This is a genomic window from Moraxella sp. RCAD0137, from assembly GCF_002894025.1.
GTDB classification, from domain to species: domain Bacteria; phylum Pseudomonadota; class Gammaproteobacteria; order Pseudomonadales; family Moraxellaceae; genus Moraxella; species Moraxella porci.
In genome coordinates, this window is sequence record NZ_LTCC01000001.1 from 373,390 (window position 1) to 394,437 (window position 21,048).

Here is a 21,048-nt window from a genome sequence, read left to right on the forward strand (position 1 = left end):
TAATATGATTTTACCATTACATGACAGTGAAATAAATACCCAAAATGCTAAATTATGGGAAATAAGCTATCAAATACTTTACAAGTCCAATTTAGGCTATTAAAACATCTTTTCAATCGTTAAAAACCACGCCTGATTATCACGATCATACAGTGCTAGATTGCTATCTGTATACTGGCGTCGATAATTAATCTGAGGTACAAAGCCCTTATAATTCAGCTTATTATACCATAGTGTGCCAATAAACTGTGTTTCAGTATCATGCCTGACTTCACCATACCAAAAATTCGGTGCCAAAAATTCTCGCTTGGTATGTCTAAGCATCGCACGCACACCCACATCTTTACCATAATAGCCCATGCCCAGTCGCAGTCCTTGACGGTTCGATGATTCTGAGCTGTCTGCTAGTCGTTCATGACGAGCTTCTAGCCCTGTATAATACAGCCATCGATCTGTCGGCTGATACAGTGCCATCACCACGCCATCATTGGCATAGCCATCATATCGCTTACTGATATCATGATCATTATAGTTTTTTTGACTATGATTGGCACTTATAGTAATCTGCCAGTTGGCACTCATACGATGCGTTGCACCAACGCCGACACCCCACTGGTATTGATACTGGTCACCACCAAGCCAATCTTGTACGGCAAATGGCGTAATGCCAAAGCTTGATTTAATGGTCTTATATCGATAACCAAGCTCGCCGCGCAAAGCAAATTCATCATAATCACGCTGACTGGGATAATAGACGCCATTTGCACCTATCGATGAGTACAGATGATGCCGTCCGCTGACATTGTGCTCACGGCTGATGCCTATGTCATATCTTAACCCTGTGGCAGACTTGGGTAAGGATTCGTCATTAAAAACAAATGTCATCCCACCGATGTCAAATTCTCGCAAAGACGATGCATTATTGACATTGTCATTTTGCTCGATATTTAGTCCGAAGTTTGGCTTGGGTTGCTCAATTTTCTTGATAGCAGCCAAATACTGCTCGCTCAGAGCCTGCATGGGTGTGGGCAGTGATGGCTTAATAGCTTCAAAAGTAGTCTTGGCATCCTTGTATTGTTTGTTCTCAAAATACATCACCGCCAGATCAAATTTGGGGAAGATCAGCGATGGATCTTGGGTGATTTTTTCGTAGTGCTTGATGGCTTGGTTATGTTTGGCCTGTGCTCGTAGCATCGCCCCCATTGCATAGTCATAGAGTACTGGATCATGGTCGGCTATCTCTTGATACGCCATCAGTACTTTGGCAAGCTTATCCCATTGATGATTCACCATCAGATGGGTGATGATATCTTCATTGGTTTGTTCTATCGTTGTTTCTTGTTGCAGAGGATTGATACTGATTGTTTCAAGTGGTGCTGGTAAGTTTGCCCAGTCCACTCGATCAACAACAGTATTAACTGCTTGCGACAGAACCATCGTGGAATTTTGTGATGGGTTTTGGAGTATTGTAGGATTGGCCTGTAGTGGCATGGCATATAAAAAAAATAAGGAGGTCATGCCAAATTGATATAATTTCATTAGTTGCATCCAGATTGGGCTATATGATATACATACACAATATATTATTAATATATCTTATTAATAACTAACATTAATACCAATTAGCTCCCATTGTGTTAAGAACCATTTGAATAGCTTTTAATATAATTTTTTTAAGTGTTAAAAAAATTTATAAACAAAAGCCATCCACATGGACGGCTTTTGTTGAGAAAAATAACTTATTTAGTGATAGCACCACGGGTACCGCCAAAGCCTATTTCTGTTTTGCCTGCTCTATTTGTATATGCACCATGTCTAATTGCCCATGAATCCGATGCTTCTAGACGGCCAGCTACTTCTTCTGCTTTTGGCCCATAGAATCCTAGGCTATAGGTACCAATGTTTGTACCATTAAATGCCACATCGCCCGAAATGCTTTGCTTTGCAGCTATGCCAGCAGTTGCCGATTTAATTTCTGAGGTATTCAACACCAAATCACTACGAGCTTCGCTAAGCCCACTAATTTTACCATTTCCTTTACGCGTGCCGAAATCAACAGAATATTCAAATCTACCATTACTCTTGCCACTAAAGGCATCACCATGATATGTAGCTTTACCTAGGGTTGGTAGTTGATTGGCTTCTGTGGCCTGTCCTGCAATTTGATCCACTGTAAAGTTATTATTATAAGCATAAGCTGTATAATTGCCTCTAAAACTACCATCTGAATAGCGACGACTCGGATCTCGTGTATGCTCAGCTCTTTGATATAAATTACCATAAACAATAGAATAGTTTTGATTATAAACTCGCTCTGAACCACGGATATGGTAATTATCCAACCCCGCACCTAAAATCACATCATATTGGCGATCGGTTGTGCTAAATCCAGGTTTAAATCTTGTTGATGCAATCACCGCATCGCCTGTCCTGGCTAATTTATCTTCAGTGGTATAAGCCGTTGTGCGGTTTGGATCTAGATTGACTGGGCGAATAATACTATGCCCCTGGATGCTTGGCACTGATAATGTTTTCGCCTTATTCGCCGCTTCCAACACCTTACCAGTTGGAGCTGTTGGCGCAGGGACAAGCACAGTTGGCTGTACAACAGGTGTGGTTGGCGTCGTTGGTGCTGGCGTCGTTGGTGTAGTTGTGCCGGTATTACCATTATTTCCAGTTGTACCAGTAGTGGCAGATGGAATGGTGGTGGCAGGTTGAGGATCAGTCTTATCACCACTTGAGCTACACGCAGCCAATGAAATCGCTAACGCAGATAGTGCAGAAACTTTGTAAAACGACATGATTTTACTCCATGTTTTTGGGGACGAATTAAAGGGGAGCAAAATCATCTAAAGATAAATCAGAACTGATTTACCATATTAGAAGAGTTAACGCATCAAAATTTTTGATTAATTAATTAAATTTATAAAAAACCATCCGATGATTTATAAAAATTTAATAAACTGATCAAAAATTAAGTAAAAGGGACGCGCTACCCCCCCCCTCCTTAATAAGTATTTTTATTTTAATGGATTTGCCATAAAATTGCAAGCAAATGTTTCAATATAATTACAATTCTTTACATTCAATAAAAAATCACCCATCATCCGATGAGTGATTTTATGCTTTTGACAGCCAATTGAATCAATCACAGTCCTGCTTTTAGGCTTGCTTCGATAAATTTATCCAAATCGCCATCCAGTACCGCACCTGTATTGGAGGTCTCAACGCCTGTACGCAAATCCTTGATACGAGAGTCATCCAGTACATATGAACGGATTTGGCTACCCCAACCGATGTCAGATTTGCTGTCTTCGAGTGCCTGCTGTTTTTCCATGCGTTTTTGCATTTCTAGTTCATACAGCTTGGCGCGTAGCATCTTCATTGCAGTGTCTTTGTTGGCGTGCTGTGAGCGTTCATTCTGACACGCAACGACCACGCCTGTCGGTTGGTGGGTGATACGGACTGCCGAATCCGTGGTGTTGACGTGCTGACCACCAGCACCGCTTGAGCGATAGGTATCGATGCGTAGATCGGCAGGGTTGATATCAATCTCGACATTATCATCAATCTCAGGCGATACAAACACGGCAGCAAATGAGGTATGGCGACCGTTATTGCTATCAAATGGTGACTTACGCACCAAACGATGCACACCAATCTCAGTACGCAGCCAACCAAAAGCATAGTCGCCTTTGACATGAATCGATGCCGACTTGATGCCCGCCACGCCACCTTCTGACACCTCAAGGACATCCGCCTTGAAGCCATGACTCTCACACCAACGCAGATACATACGCAGCAGCATCTGCGACCAGTCTTGTGCTTCGGTGCCGCCCGAGCCTGCTTGGATGTCTAGGTAGCAGTTATTGGCATCCATCTCACCGCTGAACATCCGCTTGAACTCAAGATCTTCAACCTTGGCACGCGCCGCATCCAGCTCAGCTTGCACATCAGCAAGTAGGCTCTCATCGTCTGCCTCGACAGCCAGCTCCAGCATCGCTGCAGCATCCTCTAGACTGGCATCCAGCCCCTCGATCACACCGATGATGCCATCAAGCACCGATTTTTCTTTGCTGATTTTGGTGGCGGCATCAGGGTTATTCCAGATATCTGGGTTTTCAAGCTCTAGATTGACTTCTTCTAGGCGTTCTTTTTTGCCTTCGAAGTCAAAGATACCCCCGAAGTTCTTGGCCACGAGTGGCAAGGTCTTTGATTTGTTCTTGGTAGATGGCGATTTCCATGATGGCTCCAAATGTATAAAATAAATCAACCGCTTATTATAGCAATATTTAAGTTATTTTTCTATGACCAGCATCACACATCACTACAGTGACCAATCTTCAATTCGCCAGCCGTTTTTTTCAGCCTCGCTGCGTAAAATCGCATCAGGTGTGATGCAGACTGCTTCATCGGCATAGTTTAGTAATGGTAAATCATTCTTGGAATCTGAATAAGCAATCAGCTTATCAAACTGCACACCCTTATCTTGATATGCCTTGATCAAATTGGTCAAATGATAAATCTTACCTTCTTTAAAATTGGGACGGTCAGCGACTTTGCCAGTGTAGTGATTATCAATGATTTCAAGCTTTGTCGCCAAAGTATGATCCGCATCGACACCAAACAGTCCTGCAATCGGCACCACCACAAAATCATTGGTCGCACTGATGACCACGACGACATCACCAGCCTCTTTGTGCTGATTGATTTGTGCCATGCCCTTGGTGCGCATATTTGGTCGTATCCAAGTATTTAGATACTCTTCACGATAAGCGTGTAAATCCGCCATCGTCTGCGTGTGCAAAAACGCCGACACAAACTCATTATACTCCACCGCATCGAGCGTACCTGCGATATAATCTTGATAAAATTTGTCATTGGCATCGGCATAGACTTGTGGATCGACAAGGCCTTTATTGACAATAAACTGTCCCCAACTGTGATCGCTGTCGACATTGAGCAGTGTCATATCTAGGTCAAACAAAGCAAGATTTGGCATCAGTTATCCTTACTATAAAATAATTAGCCGCCATTATCGCCAATCTTATCACCGCTTGCAAGTTTTCGATGTGATTTGATGATGATTTATCTTGGGTTTTATTGATAGCATAAAAAAGCAGCCGATCATCGACTGCTTTTGCTTATCAAAACGCTTAAAGTTTATTGGCATTCATCTGTGCAAGAATCTGTGCGATCTCATCATTCGCCTCTTGCTCGGTGCTTAGATCACCTTGCGGTGTCAAGTCATTGACCACTTTTGGTAGTAGCTCTGCGATGCCTTGACAGACTTCCGATTCGCTAGCACCTGTTTGGGCGCACGCTGCTTGGATTTCTTGGTCGCCAAACAGACGCTGAATGTCGCCTGCATCGATGCCATCATTATCAGCGTCGATATTCACCCATGACTGCGCTTTATTGCCCATGCCATTGTTGCTGAATTTACCAAGTACACCTGACAGGCCGCCATTTTTTTGGATATAAGCCAGCACGACAGGTAATAGCGCTAATAGCAGTGTGCTTTTATTGAAGCCACCTGACTGCTGCGGCAAGCCGCCACGAGCCATACCACCCTGGCCAAGTACGCTGCCTAGCACACTGCCCAAATCACCAGCGCTGGTATTTTGACGAGAATTGCCAAGTAAACCGCCCAACACCGATTCTAGGCCTGATGACTGACGGCCGCCCATTTGTGAGCCAAGCACGCTGCCAAGCAAACCGCCCAAGCCAGCTTGATTAGCCGATGATGGCTGCTGAGACTGACCCATCGAATTGGCCAGACCGCCAAGCAAGCCGCCAAGTCCGCTTTGATTGGCATTGGGCTGCTGTGTTGGTTGAGTTTGGATGGCGTTTTTTAGGACTTGTCCGACGATGTTTTGAAGTAAGCTCATGATTTTTCCTTAAATTGACTGTGATGAATGATAAAGTGATGGCGGTTTTGATGGATAACCAATGACCGCCAAGAATCGCTATATTGATGTCATCTTAACAAAATCATGACTTTAGTTTTGTAATGATTTGTGCTAGTTTTGAACGCATTGTTACACGCCCATCCCTCGCCTTAACCGCGCCAACGCCATCAACTGCGAAAAATCCCGCGCCGTCAGCTGATCTTGGAATATCACGACACGCAGTCGCTGCTTTTTTGGCAAAATCACATAAAATTCGAGTATCACAGCCTGAGTGACGCCCAAGGCCACCGCATCAATGTCATGAAGATAAGCTTGATGGATGATGGCTTGATCCAGAGGTTTTTTAGGGGTAGGCGAGCCTAACCGATGCCTCACCGACAGCGCTGACAGCTGCGCATCCATCTTCGCCAACAGCCAAACGCCATCAATGTCATCGGTGCTGAGGTGATGCACACGATGCTTTTGTTGCCAATGAATGTGCATCAATAACACAGATCCGACCACGGCCAGCACAAGGCATTGCCAGATCGATAAGCTCACAGCAGCACACAGTAATAACACCACAAAAATCACAGCGCAGCTAAATAGGATCAAGGACTTACTGGTTGTAATTTTAATATCTAATTTTAAGGTGTTTTTAGTATATTTATTCAATATCTTAATCTGTCTGATGCGTAATTAGGCGGATTGATGGGTCAAAGTTTGGCAAAGCGCAGCGCTTTCATCTTAGCAATCAGTGCAGCGACGCCTTCTTCTTTTGGCGTCTGTTGACCCAAAAAAAACAGCAACAAATCTGGATCTTCATAAGTCAATAAAGTCTCAAACGCCGCCTGCTCATCACTATCAGCAGTCAAATAATGCTCTTTGACATAAGGATCCAGATAATAATCGAGTTCTTTTAGGCCGCGGCGTGCTTGATAAATGATGCGTCTTTGGGCATCGGTTGGGCTAATACTCATGTCTTACTCCTAATAAATCAATAAACAGTCAATGTCTGTAGTATAGCAAATTTTGCCACAAAAATACCAAAAGCCATCATTTATCATGCTGATAACTGATAGTTTTTTCACGATTATTTTTAAATCTTGATCTATTTATCATAAAAAATAATATAGGTATAAAAAAATCAAATAAAATCTAGATTTTTGATCAAAAAAAGTATAACATAGCCAGGGTCGGATATTCACCTTGATGAATTTGCAAGATTTTTCCTTGTGAACAGCTAAATAAATCCCGACGCCATTGACCGATACGGCACATAATAATGACTGTACAAGCCCATCGATCGCACTAGCCATTTCCCCCAAGCTTTGCTTGGCAATTTATAAAAGGATAAGCCATGTCAATGATCAGTACTACCAGCCATTTGGCGACCCCGCATGATTTTTCGGATAACTGCGGTTTTGGTTTGATTGCCCATGTCGAGGGTATGCCAAGCCACGATCTCGTCAAAACTGCCATTCATTCTCTTAGCTGCATGACACACCGTGGTGGTGTCGCTGCCGATGGTCGTACTGGTGACGGCTGCGGTCTTTTGATTGCCAAGCCTGAAGCATTTTTTCAAGCGGTAGCCAAGGAAGCAGGGTTTAAATTGTCTGAAAATTTTGCCGTCGGTACAGTATTTGTCAATCTTGATAAAGACAAAGCCGAACGCAGTATGAAGCTATTTGATGAGTACATCACCGCCGAAGGGTTAGAAGTCGCAGGCTGGCGTGATGTGCCGGTCAATCTAGACATCGTCGGTGACATCGCTCGTGAAAGCTTGCCTGATTTTAAGCAAATCTTTGTCAATGCACCCAGCGATCTACCGCCTGAAGTCTTTAACCGCAAGCTGTTCGTTGCTCGCAAAAAAACCGAAAATGCACTGACGGATGATGAGCTGTTTTATGTCACAGCGCTCAACTGCCAAACCGTGATTTATAAAGGCCTTGTGATGCCTGCGGATTTGCCAAACTTCTTCTTGGACTTACAAGATGAACGCTTGGCATCGCACATCGTCGTCTTCCACCAACGCTTCTCAACCAACACCCTGCCAAAATGGCCACTGGCTCAGCCATTTCGCTATTTGGCACACAATGGTGAATTGAACACCATCACAGGTAACCGCAACTGGTCTGTGGCTCGCACACCGAAGCTTAAGACCGACAAACTGCCGAGCCTACAATCTTTGGCACCGCTTGTGAACACCACAGGTTCTGACTCATCAAGCCTAGATAATATGCTTGAAGTACTGATGAATGGTGGCATGAGCCTATTCCATGCGATGAGCATCCTTGTACCACCCGCTTGGCAAAATGTCGATAACATGGACATGGATTTGCGTGCATTTTATGAATTTTATTCACAGCACATGGAAGCATGGGATGGTCCAGCAGGCCTAGTCATCCAAGATGGTCGCTATGCAGTGTGTATGCTTGATCGCAACGGCCTACGCCCATCTCGCTGGGTGACCACCAAAAATGGCTACATCACCGTCGCATCAGAAGTCGGTACATGGGATTATGCCCCCGAAGATGTCACTGGCAAAGGTCGTATCGGCCCAGGTCAGATGCTCGTCATTGACACCCACAGTGGTCAGATCATGGACACCAAGACCATCTCGACCATCCTAAAAAAAGCGCATCCCTACCGCAAATGGCTGCGTGAAAATGCCATGCGTATCCGTGATGTCGAAGCCATCGAAAAAGCCCAAATCAACGATGCCAAAGATGCCGACACGCTCGCCACCTTACAAAAAATGTTCCACATCACCAGTGAAGAGCGCGGTGAGATCATCCGCCCTGCCGCCGAAAATGCTCAAGAAGCGGTCGGCTCAATGGGTGATGACACGCCGATGGCAGTGCTGTCTCGTCAGATTCGCCATGTGGCAGACTTTTTCCGTCAGCAGTTCGCCCAGGTCACCAACCCACCGATCGACCCACTGCGTGAATCGATCGTGATGAGCCTTCAGACTTGTCTTGGCGCTGAGACCAATGTCTTTAAGCCATCGCCAAAAGATGCGCACCGCATTGTGCTATCATCACCGATCTTATCAGCCAGCAAGATGGCGCAGCTAGAAGCCACTCAAGATCCTGCGTTTTTGAGCTATCGCATTGATCTGAACTATGATGAGACGCTAGATCTAAAAAGCGCCATCGAAAATATCTGCAGCGATGTCAAAACCGCCATCGAAAAAGGCTATACGCTGATTATCCTATCAGATAAAGCCATCAAAAAAGGCAAAGTCCCTGCCAATGCAGTACTGGTCACCGGTGCAGTGCATCATTATCTGATCAAAGAAGGCCTGCGTGCTGATGCCAATCTCGTCATCGAAACTGGTCTTGTGCGTGACCCACACCATGCAGCAGTGCTGATTGGCTTTGGTGCGACCTGTATTTATCCATACCTAGCTTATGATGTGATTGATCATTTGGTTGCATCAGGCGAAATCCAAATCGATGCACTGACCGCTCGAGCCAATTTCCGTAAGAGCCTAGATAAGGGTCTATTAAAAATCCTGTCAAAAATGGGTATCTCAACCATTGTTTCTTATCGTGGTGCTCAGTTGTTTGAAGCGGTCGGCTTATCCGAAGAGATTGTGGATTTGTGCTTTGTCGGTGTGTCAAGCCGTATCAAGGGTGCGACTTTTGATGATCTTGCCAAAGACCAAGCCATCCTTGCCAAAAATGCCTTTAACCGTCGCACACCGATTGACAAAGGTGGCTTGATTAAGTTTGTCTTTGACAAAGAATATCACGCATTCAACCCTGATGTTGTGCGCGCACTACACGCTGCGGTACGCTCAGGCGACTATAGCGAATACCAAAAATACGCCGACATCGTCAATAACCGCCCTGTCGCCACCATCCGTGACCTACTTGCACTCAAGACCGATGGTGAGATTAGCCTAGATGAAGTCGAAGGCATTGAGCATATCTTGCCACGCTTTGACTCAGCAGGGATGTCACTGGGTGCACTATCGCCAGAAGCACATGAATCGATCGCTATGGCGATGAATACCATCGGTGGCCGCTCAAACTCAGGCGAAGGCGGTGAAGATCCTGCTCGCTACGGTACGCTTAAGAACTCAAAAATCAAGCAAATCGCTTCAGGTCGCTTTGGTGTCACGCCTGCTTATCTGCGTAGTGCCGAAGTCCTACAGATCAAAATCGCCCAAGGTGCAAAACCTGGTGAAGGCGGTCAGCTACCAGGTGGCAAGGTCAATGGGCTGATTGCTCGCCTACGCTACTCAGTACCAGGGGTGACACTGATTTCACCACCGCCACATCATGACATCTATTCGATCGAAGATTTGGCACAGTTGATTTTTGACTTAAAACAAGTCAATCCAAATGCCCTAGTCTCAGTCAAGCTCGTCTCTCGTCCTGGTGTAGGTACGATTGCCACGGGTGTTGCCAAGGCTTATGCTGATCTGATTACCATCTCAGGCTATGATGGCGGTACCGCAGCATCACCGCTATCATCAATCCACTACGCAGGCTCACCGTGGGAGCTAGGACTTGCCGAAGCGCATCAGTCACTGCGTGTCAATGGTCTGCGTGATAAAGTGCGTATCCAAACAGACGGCGGTCTAAAAACAGGTCTGGATGTGGTCAAGGCTGCCATCTTGGGTGCTGAAAGCTTCGGTTTTGGTACAGCGCCGATGCTGGCTGTCGGCTGTAAATACCTACGCATCTGCCACCTAAACAACTGCCCAACCGGTGTCGCCACTCAGCGTATCGATTTGCGTGAAGAGCACTACATCGGTGAAGTGGATATGCTGATTAACTTCTTTAAATTCGTAGCGATGGAGACGCGTCATTGGATGGCGAAACTGGGTGTGCGTACACTTGAAGAGCTGGTTGGCCGCACAGACTTACTTGACATCTTGGATGGCGAAACCAGTAAGCAAAACCATCTGGATTTGACACCGCTACTGTACAGCCATCCGCGTGCCGAAGGTGCACCGCATACTTGCCAAGTAGCGAACAATGAGCCATTTGACAAAGGTATACTAGCTGAGCGTATGGTCAGCGATATGAATATCAATATCAAAAAAGGCTACGGTGGCGAATACAGCTATCGCATCAGCAACTGCGACCGCTCTATCGGTGCTCGTATCTCAGGTGAGATTGCTGCCACTTGGGGCAATACTGGCATGAGCGACAAGCCAATCAAGCTGCACTTGACAGGTACCGCAGGTCAGTCACTGGGCGTATGGAACGCAGGCGGTCTGCATATTGAGCTTGAAGGTGATGCCAATGACTATGTCGGCAAAGGTATGGCGGGCGGCGAAATCGTCATCTATCCACCACGCACTGCCCACATCAAGACCAGCGAATCTGCCATCATCGGTAACACTTGTCTATATGGCGCAACTGGCGGTGCACTGTATGCAGCTGGTACTGCAGGCGAGCGTTTTGCGGTGCGTAACTCAGGTAGCCATGCCGTCGTCGAAGGCACAGGTGATCACTGCTGTGAATACATGACTGGTGGTGTGGTGACCGTACTTGGCCCGACCGGTCTGAACTTCGGTGCAGGTATGACAGGCGGCTTTGCTTATGTGCTGGATACCCAAGGCGATTTCTTCGACCGCTGCAACCATGAGCTGATTGATTTGCACCGCATTTCAAGCGAACAAACCGAAGAACATCGCATCTATCTGCGTAAAATCATCGAAACGCATGTCGAAAAAACGGGCAGCGTCTGGGGTCAGACCATCCTAAGTGACTTTGAACATTATGTTCGTAAGTTCTATTTGGTGAAACCAAAAGCGGCAAATATCGCCACTTTGGTCAAATCCACCATGGCTGATCCACAATAATCCACTTTTTTAGATATTTGGCGTTGGTAGACATCCCCACCAACGCCCCATAGGAGAATAATTATGACAGCTCGTTTACATAATGATTTTCAGTTTTTGGATACGCCACGCACCGATCCAAGCAAAAAATCGATCGAAACTCGCAAAACCCAGTTTATCGAAATCTACAAACCATTTGACCAAAAAAACGCCACTGAGCAAGCACATCGCTGCCTAGAATGTGGCAACCCATACTGCGAATGGAAATGCCCTGTGCATAACTACATTCCAAACTGGCTCAAGCTTGCCACCGAAGGCCTGATCGAACAAGCTGCCGAGCTTAGCCATATGACCAACACCCTACCTGAAGTCTGCGGCCGTGTCTGCCCTCAAGACCGCCTATGCGAAGGTGCTTGTACTCTCAATGACGGCTATGGTGCGGTGACCATCGGTAATATCGAAAAATACATCAACGACACCGCTTTTGAGCGTGGCTGGCGTCCTGATATGAGCAATGTCGTCTGGACGGATAAGCGTGTGGCGGTCATCGGTGCAGGCCCAGCAGGTCTAGGCTGTGCTGATATCTTGGTGCGAAATGGCGTACGCCCTGTGGTCTTTGATAAGCGTCCTGAAATCGGCGGTCTGCTCACTTTTGGCATTCCTGAATTTAAGATGGAAAAAGAGGTGATGGTGCGTCGCCGTGAAATCTTCACCGACATGGGCATCGAGTTTCGCCTAAATACCGAAATCGGCAAAGACATCAGCATCGATGAGCTACTAGCGCAATATGATGCGGTATTTATGGGTATGGGGACTTATACCTATATGCGTGGTGGTTTTGCTGGTGAAGACCTTGATGGCGTGTATGATGCACTGGATTTCTTGATTGGTAATGTCAATCACTGCCACGGCTGGCAAAGCGATGCCGAGCCATTTGTCGATATGCAAGGTAAGCACGTCGTCGTACTCGGCGGTGGTGATACCGCCATGGACTGCAACCGCACAAGCATCCGCCAACAAGCTGCATCCGTCACCTGTGCCTATCGCCGTGACGAAGACAGTATGCCAGGCTCAAAGCGTGAAGTGACCAATGCTCGTGAAGAAGGCGTGAATTTCCTATTCAACCGCCAACCTGTCGAAATCGTCGGCAAAGATGGCAAAGTCACTGGCGTCAAAGTCGTCACCACAACACTGGGCGAGCCTGATGCCAATGGTCGCCGTAGTGCGGTGATTGTCGAAGGCTCAGAAGAGATTCTACCTGCTGATGCCGTGGTGCTTGCCTTTGGTTTTCGCCCAAGCCCTGCCGAGTGGTTTACTGCCCAAGGCATCGAGATGCACAAAGATGGCCGTGTCATCGCCCCCGAAAAACAGCCTTACAAGTTCCAAACCACCAATCCAAAAATCTTCGCCGGTGGCGATATGGTGCGTGGCTCAGACCTTGTTGTGACTGCGATTTGGGAAGGTCGTGAAGCCGCCAAAGGCATCTTGGATTATCTGGAAGTCTAAGATAATCTGACAAGCAAAAAAATAAGCATATCGATGAGTGTTGGTATGCTTATTTGTTTGGGTATATTTATGAGTGCGTAGGCTGCACACCGTGCACCGTTGATTGAAATTATTTTGATGGTGTGTGGTATGCATACTGCTGGACTGTATTTAAATTTTATCGTTAAATACATAGCCTTTATTTATCATGCAGTGTGTAAACTTATGAGCAATATCTTGTTGTGAGCGTTTTTTATAAAATGCGGAATAGAAAAATGAGTCTAAATCAATATCATTTTTATGTTCTCCAAGACACATTTTCATATCTTCTAGTATTTGGCTATTGCTCAAACCATCTTTGTCAAAATAAGCGAACGGACCTTTGTATTTGGCGCTGCAAGTTACAGATTGTGGAGCATAAAAACAACCATTCTTATAATAACAAGATGTCAGCATAAGACATAGAGATAGAATACATAGTTTTTTCATCTTAATAATCTCCAATTTGTAGCAAGATCTGCAAAAAGTCAGGTGAGATTAAATCTGCTATGGCAAATGGGGGCAGCAGTAGGAATTGCAATAACCGCGGTAACCGATGAAATTCTACCATCATTTCTATTGGGGCTACTTGAATGTGGATTGTCGTCTGCACGTCTACCACGAGTAGTATTCCCACTCTCATCATACAATCCCCATATCTGACCACCTTGGATATCATGCGTTCCTGCAAAACTTTCAATAAAAAAATACCAAACCTTCTAATTGCATTTGCCATTTAGCCTATTTTTTGTATAACAATCTTTTAGAGATAAAATAATATAGTCTTTATCATACATGCAATCATCAAATTTTTCTCCTTTTTGTTTATTAAATATGCCATTGCTATCAAAAACAACACTTCTAAGGCTATCATCTCCGTATTCAGCACCGCAGCTAACAGCATCAATCCATCGTTGATTTTTATCTGTTCTTCCTGCCATATTGCTTTTTTGATATGTACTAATAGGACTAGGAGTTGACAAAGTAGATTGCTCATTAAAACAAGCAACTTCTTGTGGCGTGATTAAACAGCCTTGCGAATAATAACAGCTTGTTAACATTGCTGATAGTGCAGTTAAAAATAACAATTTCATTATTATTTACCTCCTAGCTTAATTAATAAAACAAAAAAATCAGGGGATAATAAATCTGATAATGCAAAAGGAGCAGATACAGGAATGGCGGCACCTGTGGCAACTCCCTGTAGTGGCTTACTACCACGCTTGGTATTACCATCATCACCATAATAGCCCCATATCTGACCGCCGAGTAGGTCATAAGCAATTAATTACACTTTCCATTTAATTTGGTCTGGCTTTCTGTTCGGCATTCGTGTTCGGCAAATTGAATATATCCTTTTTGAGTCATGCAACTGTAAGTTTGTCTGTGCGTCTCCCTAAAACGCCACATTCCATCATTGGCGATGATCAGTCCACACTCTTGAAAATCTCTCCAGCGTTGTTCAGGATTGGTATGACCAATACTGTCTTTTTTTTGCCAAGTTTGAATCGGATCTACTTCCGGACGAGCAGAACAAGTAACACTTTGTGCCACATACCAACAGTCTTTTGAATAATAACAACTACTTAAAAATACTGTAAAAAAACCAAGAATAATAATTTTAACTACGCTCATCATTGACCTCCTAATTTTAATAGAATTACAAAGAAATCTGAAGATAGTACATCAGTGCGTAGGGTGTGCACCGTGTATCGTTGATTGAATGGTTATTATGGTGTATGGTATGTACCCTGTTGGGCCATATACCAAAACTACCGTACCTGCTCAAAAATGCACCAGTACAAATCACCATCCATAGCAGTTGGTTTGGATTTCCCAAAGTTTTTAGGTTGCATTGTTGTGATTATAATACAAATCCAAACTTTTGTTCAGATAAATTCAATAATATCAGCCAATATTTTGACATTGCCATGTATTTATTAAGCCATCACGCCATCGCAAGTCTTGCTGCAAAGCCCAAGAAAATCAGCCCTGCGCCTGCTTGACCTAGACGATTGAGCCAAGCAAACTGATTTAGCTTTTGACCAATCAAGCCTGAACATTTGGTTAAAATCAGTAAAAACATCAAGCTGCAACATTGAAAAATCATACCCAACACCAACAAACTGATCATTGAGCTGGTCGTATCTGTCGCCACAAACTGAATCATCACCGCAGGGAAAAATACCAAGCCTTTGGGGTTTAATAGTGCGACGAGCAGCGCTTTTTTAAACAGCGTGATTGGGTGTGCTGATGTGTGCGCCTGTATCTCTTTGGCTGTATCAGCGGCTGGGTTTGGCGTAGGATTGGTGCAGCCTGTGTGCTGAGACTTTGGCTTTTGGCACTTTAGCAGATTCATCAAAAGACGAGTGCCCAAATAAGTCAAATACACCGCACCCGCCATCTTGATCGCACCGAATAAAAATGGATAACGGCTAAGTAGCGCCCCTGCGCCCAATGCTGATGCCACAATCAGCGTACCATTGCCCAAAAAAGTCCCCATGATGGCAAATCTCGCCTTGGCAAAACCATGTGCCAATGCCGTGCCAAAACAAAACATCGAATTCGGCCCTGGCAAAGCAATCAACACCAGCACCGTCAATACATAAGCCATCAAATCCGTGATACCAAACATCTGTCACTCCCCATCCAAATAAATAAGATGCAGGTAGTGTACAAGCTTTATTTTTATAGGTAAAATATATTTAAAAACTATCATCCATAGGCAAAAACTATGCTTAATTTTCGGCTCATTCGCCATCTATACCTATTCACCATCGTCGCCCAAGAAGGCAGCATCGGTCGTGCTGCTGAGCGACTGGGTATGTCACAACCACCATTGACTGAGCATATCAAGACGCTTGAGAGCAATCTTGGCACTGTGCTATTTCACCGATCCAAATCAGGTGTACAGCTGACCAGTACAGGTCAGCGGATATTGCCCAAAGCACAGCTGTTCGTACAGCAGATGATGACGCTACAACAAGAAATCGATGATGTGCTAAAAGGCGTCAATCACACCATCCGTGTCGGTGCGATTACCCAGTCGATGACACAGATGCTACCACGACTCATGGATGAATTTGGCAAACGCTATCCTGACACCAAAATCATCGTCCAAGAGATTAATAGCGCAGGGGCAACCGCCCTACTTGCCGATGGTCATATCGATGTGGCACTGGTGCGCGCACCGCTTGATGGCCATCAAGCCGTCGGGATTCGGAGCATCCCCATCAAAAATGACACACTGTGTGCCGTCCTACCAAAATCCCATCCGCTCGCCCAGGCAGATACGCTTAAGCTATCGACACTGGCACAAGAAAGCTTTGTAATGCATAAGCGTTCGGTCAGTCCAAAATCCTTTGACGAAGTCATCGGTGCGTGTAAATCCGTCGGCTTTGAGCCAAAAATCTATGCCGAAACCACATCAGCCGTCGCCCAAATCGCCATGGTCAGCTGTAGTGAGCTTGTGGCACTCGTGCCTGAAAGCTTGGCGAATTTTGCTGGTGATAGTGGCTTTATCCCCCTGACCGATGATGATGGCAAGCCAATTATCATCACCGCCATCGTGCTACTGTCACGACAGGATGATGATGCTGTACAGGCATTTTGTCAGATGGTGCTTGATGGCAGGCAAGGTGATTGATTGGCACACCAAAAAAAGCGCGTGGTCTGATAATGATCGTGTAGTTATTTGATTGACTGGCCAAGTGATTGTGCTAAACTGTGTCGGTTTTTGTATTAGTAGGTTATTATGCCCCATCATCGCCCCAAACACCCCATCATGCCACGCATCGATCAGCAGCTGAGTCAACTGATCCAATTTAATCGTCCTGCGCGTGCTTGGCACATGCCTGTGGCGGCAGGCATTGCTGCCAGTCTGCCGATCTTTTTGGCGGCGTCGATCGGCCGATGGCAGGATGGACTGATCGCCTCATTAGGGGCGATGGTGTTTTTGAATTTGCCGTATCAAGGTTCGTTTTTATTTCGTATGGTGCAGCTACTGGCTTGCAGTTTTGGCTTTGTGGCGTGTTTTTCTTTGGGATTCATCGCCCAAGTCATACCTGTGATGACTTTGCCATTGTTGGGCTTTATTGGTTTTTGGGTGGCTATATTTGGGCGCTATTTTCGCTTAGCGCCGCCTGCGGGTGTATTTATGATCATCAGTGCAGCTTTGGGCATGTTTTTGCCTTCACAGGTGCATCAGATGCCATATTTCATAGGTGTGTTAAGTCTTGGCTGCTTAGTATCTGGAATGATTGCTTGTGTTTATACTCTGGTGCTGATGTACCAACAGCGCGACCATAGCAGCGCGCCATCTTTTGGTTATGCAGATGATATGATCGTCAATAGCAGCATTGTGGCTATAGCCATCGTGCTTTCGGTGGCCATTGCGTTGATGCTGGATCTGCCACGGCCATACTGGGCTGCAGCAAGCTGCTTTGTGATCATCACTGGCATCAGTTTTCAAAGCATCTGGATTAAGCAGCTACAGCGGCTGATCGGCACAGCCTTAGGCATGCTCGTCGCCTGGTGGGTATTAAGCTTAAATCTCAGCGCTTGGGGTGTGGCGCTGGCGGTGATGGCTCTGGTGATGATCATTGAGACTTTGGTGGTGCGCAATTATGCCTTGGCGATCGTGTTTGTTACCCCGATGACCTTATTGATCGCCGAAAATGGACAGGTCTTAGAGACTGATCACATGCAGATCATTTTGGCGCGCTTTTGGGATACGCTGATTGGCTGCTTGGTTGGGCTGGTGGGCGGTTTTGTGATTCACAGCCCTCGTTTGCGCCCGAAGCTTAGCGCCATCGATCACAGCATCCGCCGTCGATTACACATTTTATGATCAGCCAGCTTACAGCCGCTTAATCACTGACTGCCAATTTATGACACATATCCAGCAGTCGATTGGCGTATCCCCATTCGTTATCATACCACGCATAAATCTTAATCAGCTCGCCTGCTGCCATCAGCTGCTGGCCATCAATGATCAATGAATGATCATTACCAATAAAATCACTGGACACCAATGGCTCATCCGTATAATCCATAATGCCTGACAGCTGATGTTGGCTGGCATTGATCAATGCGCTGCGGATCTCATCTAGCGCTTTTGGGGCGCAAAATTGAATCGTCATATCGATGGCTGCCACATTGATGGTCGGTACACGAATCGAATGGCCATTGATTTTGCCACGCATCGATGGCAGTACGCGTTCGGTGGCATTAATGCTGCTTGAGGTCGTTGGGATGATGTTATGCCCACTGGCACGCGCCCGACGATAGTCACGATGTGCCTGATCCAGTACGCTTTGATCTGCGGTCACAGCATGTATCTCGGTCATCATCACGCTATCGATCCCAAAATCTCGATCCAGCACAGATAATAACGGCACCAAAGCCTGAGTCGTACACGACACGCCTGATATGATCGGCAGATCGCGCGTCAGCTCATCATCATTCACACCGATGACGATGCTGGCATCCACCTCATCAAAAGGTGCAGCACCGATGATCACCTGATGCGCGCCTGCCTCACGATGACGCATGGCATCAGCATACGAGCGAAACTGACCCGTGCATTCTAGCACCACATCAATATCCAGCGCACGCCAAGGCAGATCATTGGGCGATGGATGATTTAGTAGTAATATATCAAAGGCAGTCTCATTGATTTTGACATGCAATGCCGTGTGCTGATCATCCTTTTTTAGGCTAACAGCGATGCCATCACACAGCCGATCAAACCGCCCATGCGTGCTGTCGTATTTTAATAAATGCAGCAGCATATTAGGATCAGCGATGTCATTGATGGCAACGATTTCGATGGCATCAAACAGCTGTCTATGCCCAAGATAAGCGCGCAGTACATTACGCCCAATCCGCCCAAAACCATTGATGGCCAGTCGTAAAGGTTTAGTTGGAGTGGCTGTTGGCATCGGATGTCCCATCTGAGTTTTTGGTGTATTGGTCGGTATCAATGAATCCCAGCGCCAAGCGAATTTCGCTAAAGCTGTATTTTTCGCGCAGTTCATCACGGATGGCGGTAAGCTTGATGCCGTCTTGTAATTCGCCTTGGGCATCGAGCGTCTCTATGGCCTGACGAATTTCCTGTATGACCGCATCCTCTGGGCGATATGCCTTGACCGCATCCTCCCCTAAGGTCTTGGCAATGTCAGCGACATGCCCCATGATGGTGGATAGCGCAAGGCTGCGTGCAGTCGCGATCTCATCCAAGGACTTATCTTGCTTGATCAGCTCATAGGTCTCATTGACGGTTTGGGTCAGGCCATTGGCGGCAATGCGCACTGCTTTGGCTTTGGTGTCAGACTTTTGTTTTTGGGTCAAGGCGTATTGTTTTTTGGCATCGAGGTATTTTTGATTGATGGCGATTTGTTCAGGATCGCTGATGCCGCCACACGCATCGATGAATGCCTTATGTATCACAGCCAGCATCTCATTATCCAGCTGTGAGAACTGCTCGGCATGCTCATCAGATAAAGCTAAGAGCCGCTGATCGATGCGCTGCACCCACTCATCAAGCAGCAGACTTTTGATATTAAAACCCAATAGCTTTAGGCCATCTAAAGTACGCAGACGCGACAGCGCCACATAGCCCTGACCCATCTCGAAGGTCTTGGACAAATCGATCTCAGCAGCATCCAATGTCATGCCTTGGGATTTATGCACCGTGATCGCCCAAGCCAAGCACAAAGGCACTTGGCCAAAGCTTGCCAACACCGCACCATCTTTATCCTCGACAGTCCACTCTTCAGGCTCAGCCACCAGCTCACCGCCAGTATTGAGCCGCACCAATGGGTAAGCAAGCTCAGGGATGGCAGTTTTGGCATCTTTGTAGGTTTTGCCTGATGTGCCAACAAAACCGATCACCTCTCCCATCGTGCCATTAAACACCCCTAACAGCGGTAAGTTCTTGACAAACATGACTTTTGCGCCGATGGCCAAAGTCAGCTCAGTGGGCGCGCGCACGCTTTTTGACAATGATTCTTGCAGCAGCTTATCGCCCATCAATGCGGCTTGGTAGGTGATCGGAATGCCGCCGAGCGCTTGCAGCTGCTTTTGGTTGATGGCATCCACATCCAAATTATGCGTATATAAACGCGTGCGATTAAGATCAATCGTATGATCTTGGGTGGCTGTCAAAATATCGATGGCTGCCTGAGTGACTGTCTGGCTGCGTATTTGATTTAAAATGTCGTTCAAAGACAAGCCAAAGCGTGCTTTTTCGTCACCACCTGTTTGGCGATGCTGCTCGGTCAAATAGCAAATCTGAAAGCGGCACTCAAGCCACGCTTGTGACATAAAGGCATATTTTTCTTTGGCGGTTTCGCCTTTTTCGCCAATCGGTGGCAGCTGAAAAAAGTCGCCCGAAAAAATCACCTGCACCCCGCCAAATGGCAGCTCACTTTTACGAAAATGTTTCATCACCGCATTGATGGTATCTACCTGCTTGGCATGCAGCATCGATATTTCATCGATGATCAGCACTTTGGTATTTTTGATGCGATCAAGGTATTCATCGCGCATTGCCAGTTTTTGCAGATTGACTTTATCAATGCTGTTTTGGATACCGATCCCAGACCATGCATGGATGGTCGTGCCATTCATGTGCGTCGAGGCGATGCCTGTGCTGGCAGTAACCGCCACCGCGATGTTTCGGGCGCGCAGATAATCGATGTACTGATTAAGCACATAGGTTTTGCCGGCACCTGCTTGACCTGTCAAAAACACATTTTGACCAGTTTTTAAAATCGCTAAAGCGGTGGCTTGTTCCATTATGGTCACTTGACTTATTAACAATTAAAC

16 protein-coding genes are annotated in these 21,048 nt (G+C 46.1%); 4 read left to right on the forward strand and 12 right to left on the reverse strand.

Translation table 11 applies throughout. The features are described from left to right. Positions 1-99: 99 nt before the first annotated feature. The 7 genes from AZ602_RS01645 to AZ602_RS01675 all read right to left on the reverse strand — a co-directional run bounded on the left by AZ602_RS01645 (position 100) and on the right by AZ602_RS01675 (position 6,871). A complete protein-coding gene (locus AZ602_RS01645) occupies positions 100-1,539 on the reverse strand; it encodes a surface lipoprotein assembly modifier (protein ID WP_158245104.1) in 1,440 nt (479 codons plus the stop codon). Positions 1,540-1,739: 200 nt separating this feature from the next. Further along, the gene (locus AZ602_RS01650; protein ID WP_158245105.1) at positions 1,740-2,801 is read right to left on the reverse strand and encodes a factor H binding protein domain-containing protein; all 1,062 of its coding nucleotides are present in this window, start codon (positions 2,799-2,801) and stop codon (positions 1,740-1,742) included. A gap of 347 nt (positions 2,802-3,148) precedes the next feature. Beyond that, positions 3,149-4,244, reverse strand: a protein-coding gene (gene prfB / locus AZ602_RS01655) for a peptide chain release factor 2 (protein ID WP_103033398.1) whose coding sequence is annotated in 2 segments (ribosomal slippage) — positions 3,149-4,171 and positions 4,173-4,244 — 1,095 coding nt in all. Because the reading frame shifts where the segments join, the coding sequence is not laid out codon by codon here. Positions 4,245-4,327: 83 nt separating this feature from the next. Then, the gene (locus AZ602_RS01660) at positions 4,328-5,002 is read right to left on the reverse strand and encodes an HAD family phosphatase (protein ID WP_103033399.1); all 675 of its coding nucleotides are present in this window, start codon (positions 5,000-5,002) and stop codon (positions 4,328-4,330) included. A gap of 154 nt (positions 5,003-5,156) precedes the next feature. Beyond that, the gene (locus AZ602_RS01665; RefSeq protein WP_103033400.1) at positions 5,157-5,891 is read right to left on the reverse strand and encodes a YidB family protein; all 735 of its coding nucleotides are present in this window, start codon (positions 5,889-5,891) and stop codon (positions 5,157-5,159) included. Between the two features lie 150 nt (positions 5,892-6,041). Beyond that, a complete protein-coding gene (locus AZ602_RS01670; RefSeq protein ID WP_146025209.1) occupies positions 6,042-6,452 on the reverse strand; it encodes a hypothetical protein in 411 nt (136 codons plus the stop codon). Positions 6,453-6,607: 155 nt separating this feature from the next. Beyond that, positions 6,608-6,871, reverse strand: coding sequence for a succinate dehydrogenase assembly factor 2 (locus tag AZ602_RS01675; protein ID WP_103033402.1), 264 nt, complete (start codon positions 6,869-6,871; stop codon positions 6,608-6,610). Positions 6,872-7,251: 380 nt separating this feature from the next. On the opposite strand from AZ602_RS01675, the gene gltB reads away from it, so the two are divergent. Together gltB and AZ602_RS01685 are read left to right on the forward strand one after the other, a co-directional pair. Then, positions 7,252-11,715, forward strand: a complete 4,464-nt coding sequence (gene gltB / locus AZ602_RS01680; protein WP_103033403.1) for a glutamate synthase large subunit — start codon at positions 7,252-7,254, stop codon at positions 11,713-11,715. 63 nt (positions 11,716-11,778) lie between these two features. Further along, a complete protein-coding gene (locus AZ602_RS01685) occupies positions 11,779-13,200 on the forward strand; it encodes an FAD-dependent oxidoreductase (RefSeq protein WP_103033404.1) in 1,422 nt (473 codons plus the stop codon). Positions 13,201-13,937: 737 nt separating this feature from the next. Here the strand turns inward: AZ602_RS01685 and AZ602_RS01700 are convergent. From AZ602_RS01700 to AZ602_RS01710, 3 genes are all read right to left on the reverse strand, one after another. Further along, the gene (locus AZ602_RS01700; protein WP_103033407.1) at positions 13,938-14,312 is read right to left on the reverse strand and encodes a hypothetical protein; all 375 of its coding nucleotides are present in this window, start codon (positions 14,310-14,312) and stop codon (positions 13,938-13,940) included. 190 nt (positions 14,313-14,502) lie between these two features. Beyond that, positions 14,503-14,853: a hypothetical protein gene (locus AZ602_RS01705; protein WP_146025210.1), complete on the reverse strand. Its 351-nt coding sequence runs from the start codon at positions 14,851-14,853 to the stop codon at positions 14,503-14,505. A 313-nt stretch (positions 14,854-15,166) separates the two neighbouring features. Next, a complete protein-coding gene (locus AZ602_RS01710) occupies positions 15,167-15,853 on the reverse strand; it encodes a LysE family transporter (protein ID WP_103033409.1) in 687 nt (228 codons plus the stop codon). A gap of 99 nt (positions 15,854-15,952) precedes the next feature. Here AZ602_RS01710 and AZ602_RS01715 point away from each other — a divergent pair, with 99 nt between their 5' ends. Further along, positions 15,953-16,864 carry a LysR family transcriptional regulator gene (locus AZ602_RS01715; RefSeq protein ID WP_103033410.1) on the forward strand — a complete coding sequence of 304 codons (912 nt, stop codon included), beginning with the start codon at positions 15,953-15,955 and terminating at the stop codon, positions 16,862-16,864. A gap of 108 nt (positions 16,865-16,972) precedes the next feature. Next, a complete protein-coding gene (locus AZ602_RS01720) occupies positions 16,973-18,067 on the forward strand; it encodes an FUSC family protein (protein WP_103033411.1) in 1,095 nt (364 codons plus the stop codon). 19 nt (positions 18,068-18,086) lie between these two features. Here AZ602_RS01720 and AZ602_RS01725 read toward each other — a convergent pair whose 3' ends face one another. Then, positions 18,087-19,160, reverse strand: a complete 1,074-nt coding sequence (locus tag AZ602_RS01725; RefSeq protein ID WP_227525138.1) for a type I glyceraldehyde-3-phosphate dehydrogenase — start codon at positions 19,158-19,160, stop codon at positions 18,087-18,089. Next, positions 19,138-21,021, reverse strand: coding sequence for a helix-turn-helix domain-containing protein (locus AZ602_RS01730; protein ID WP_255409060.1), 1,884 nt, complete (start codon positions 21,019-21,021; stop codon positions 19,138-19,140). The genes AZ602_RS01725 and AZ602_RS01730 overlap by 23 nt, the downstream gene beginning before the upstream one ends. Between the last annotated feature and the right edge of the window lie 27 nt (positions 21,022-21,048).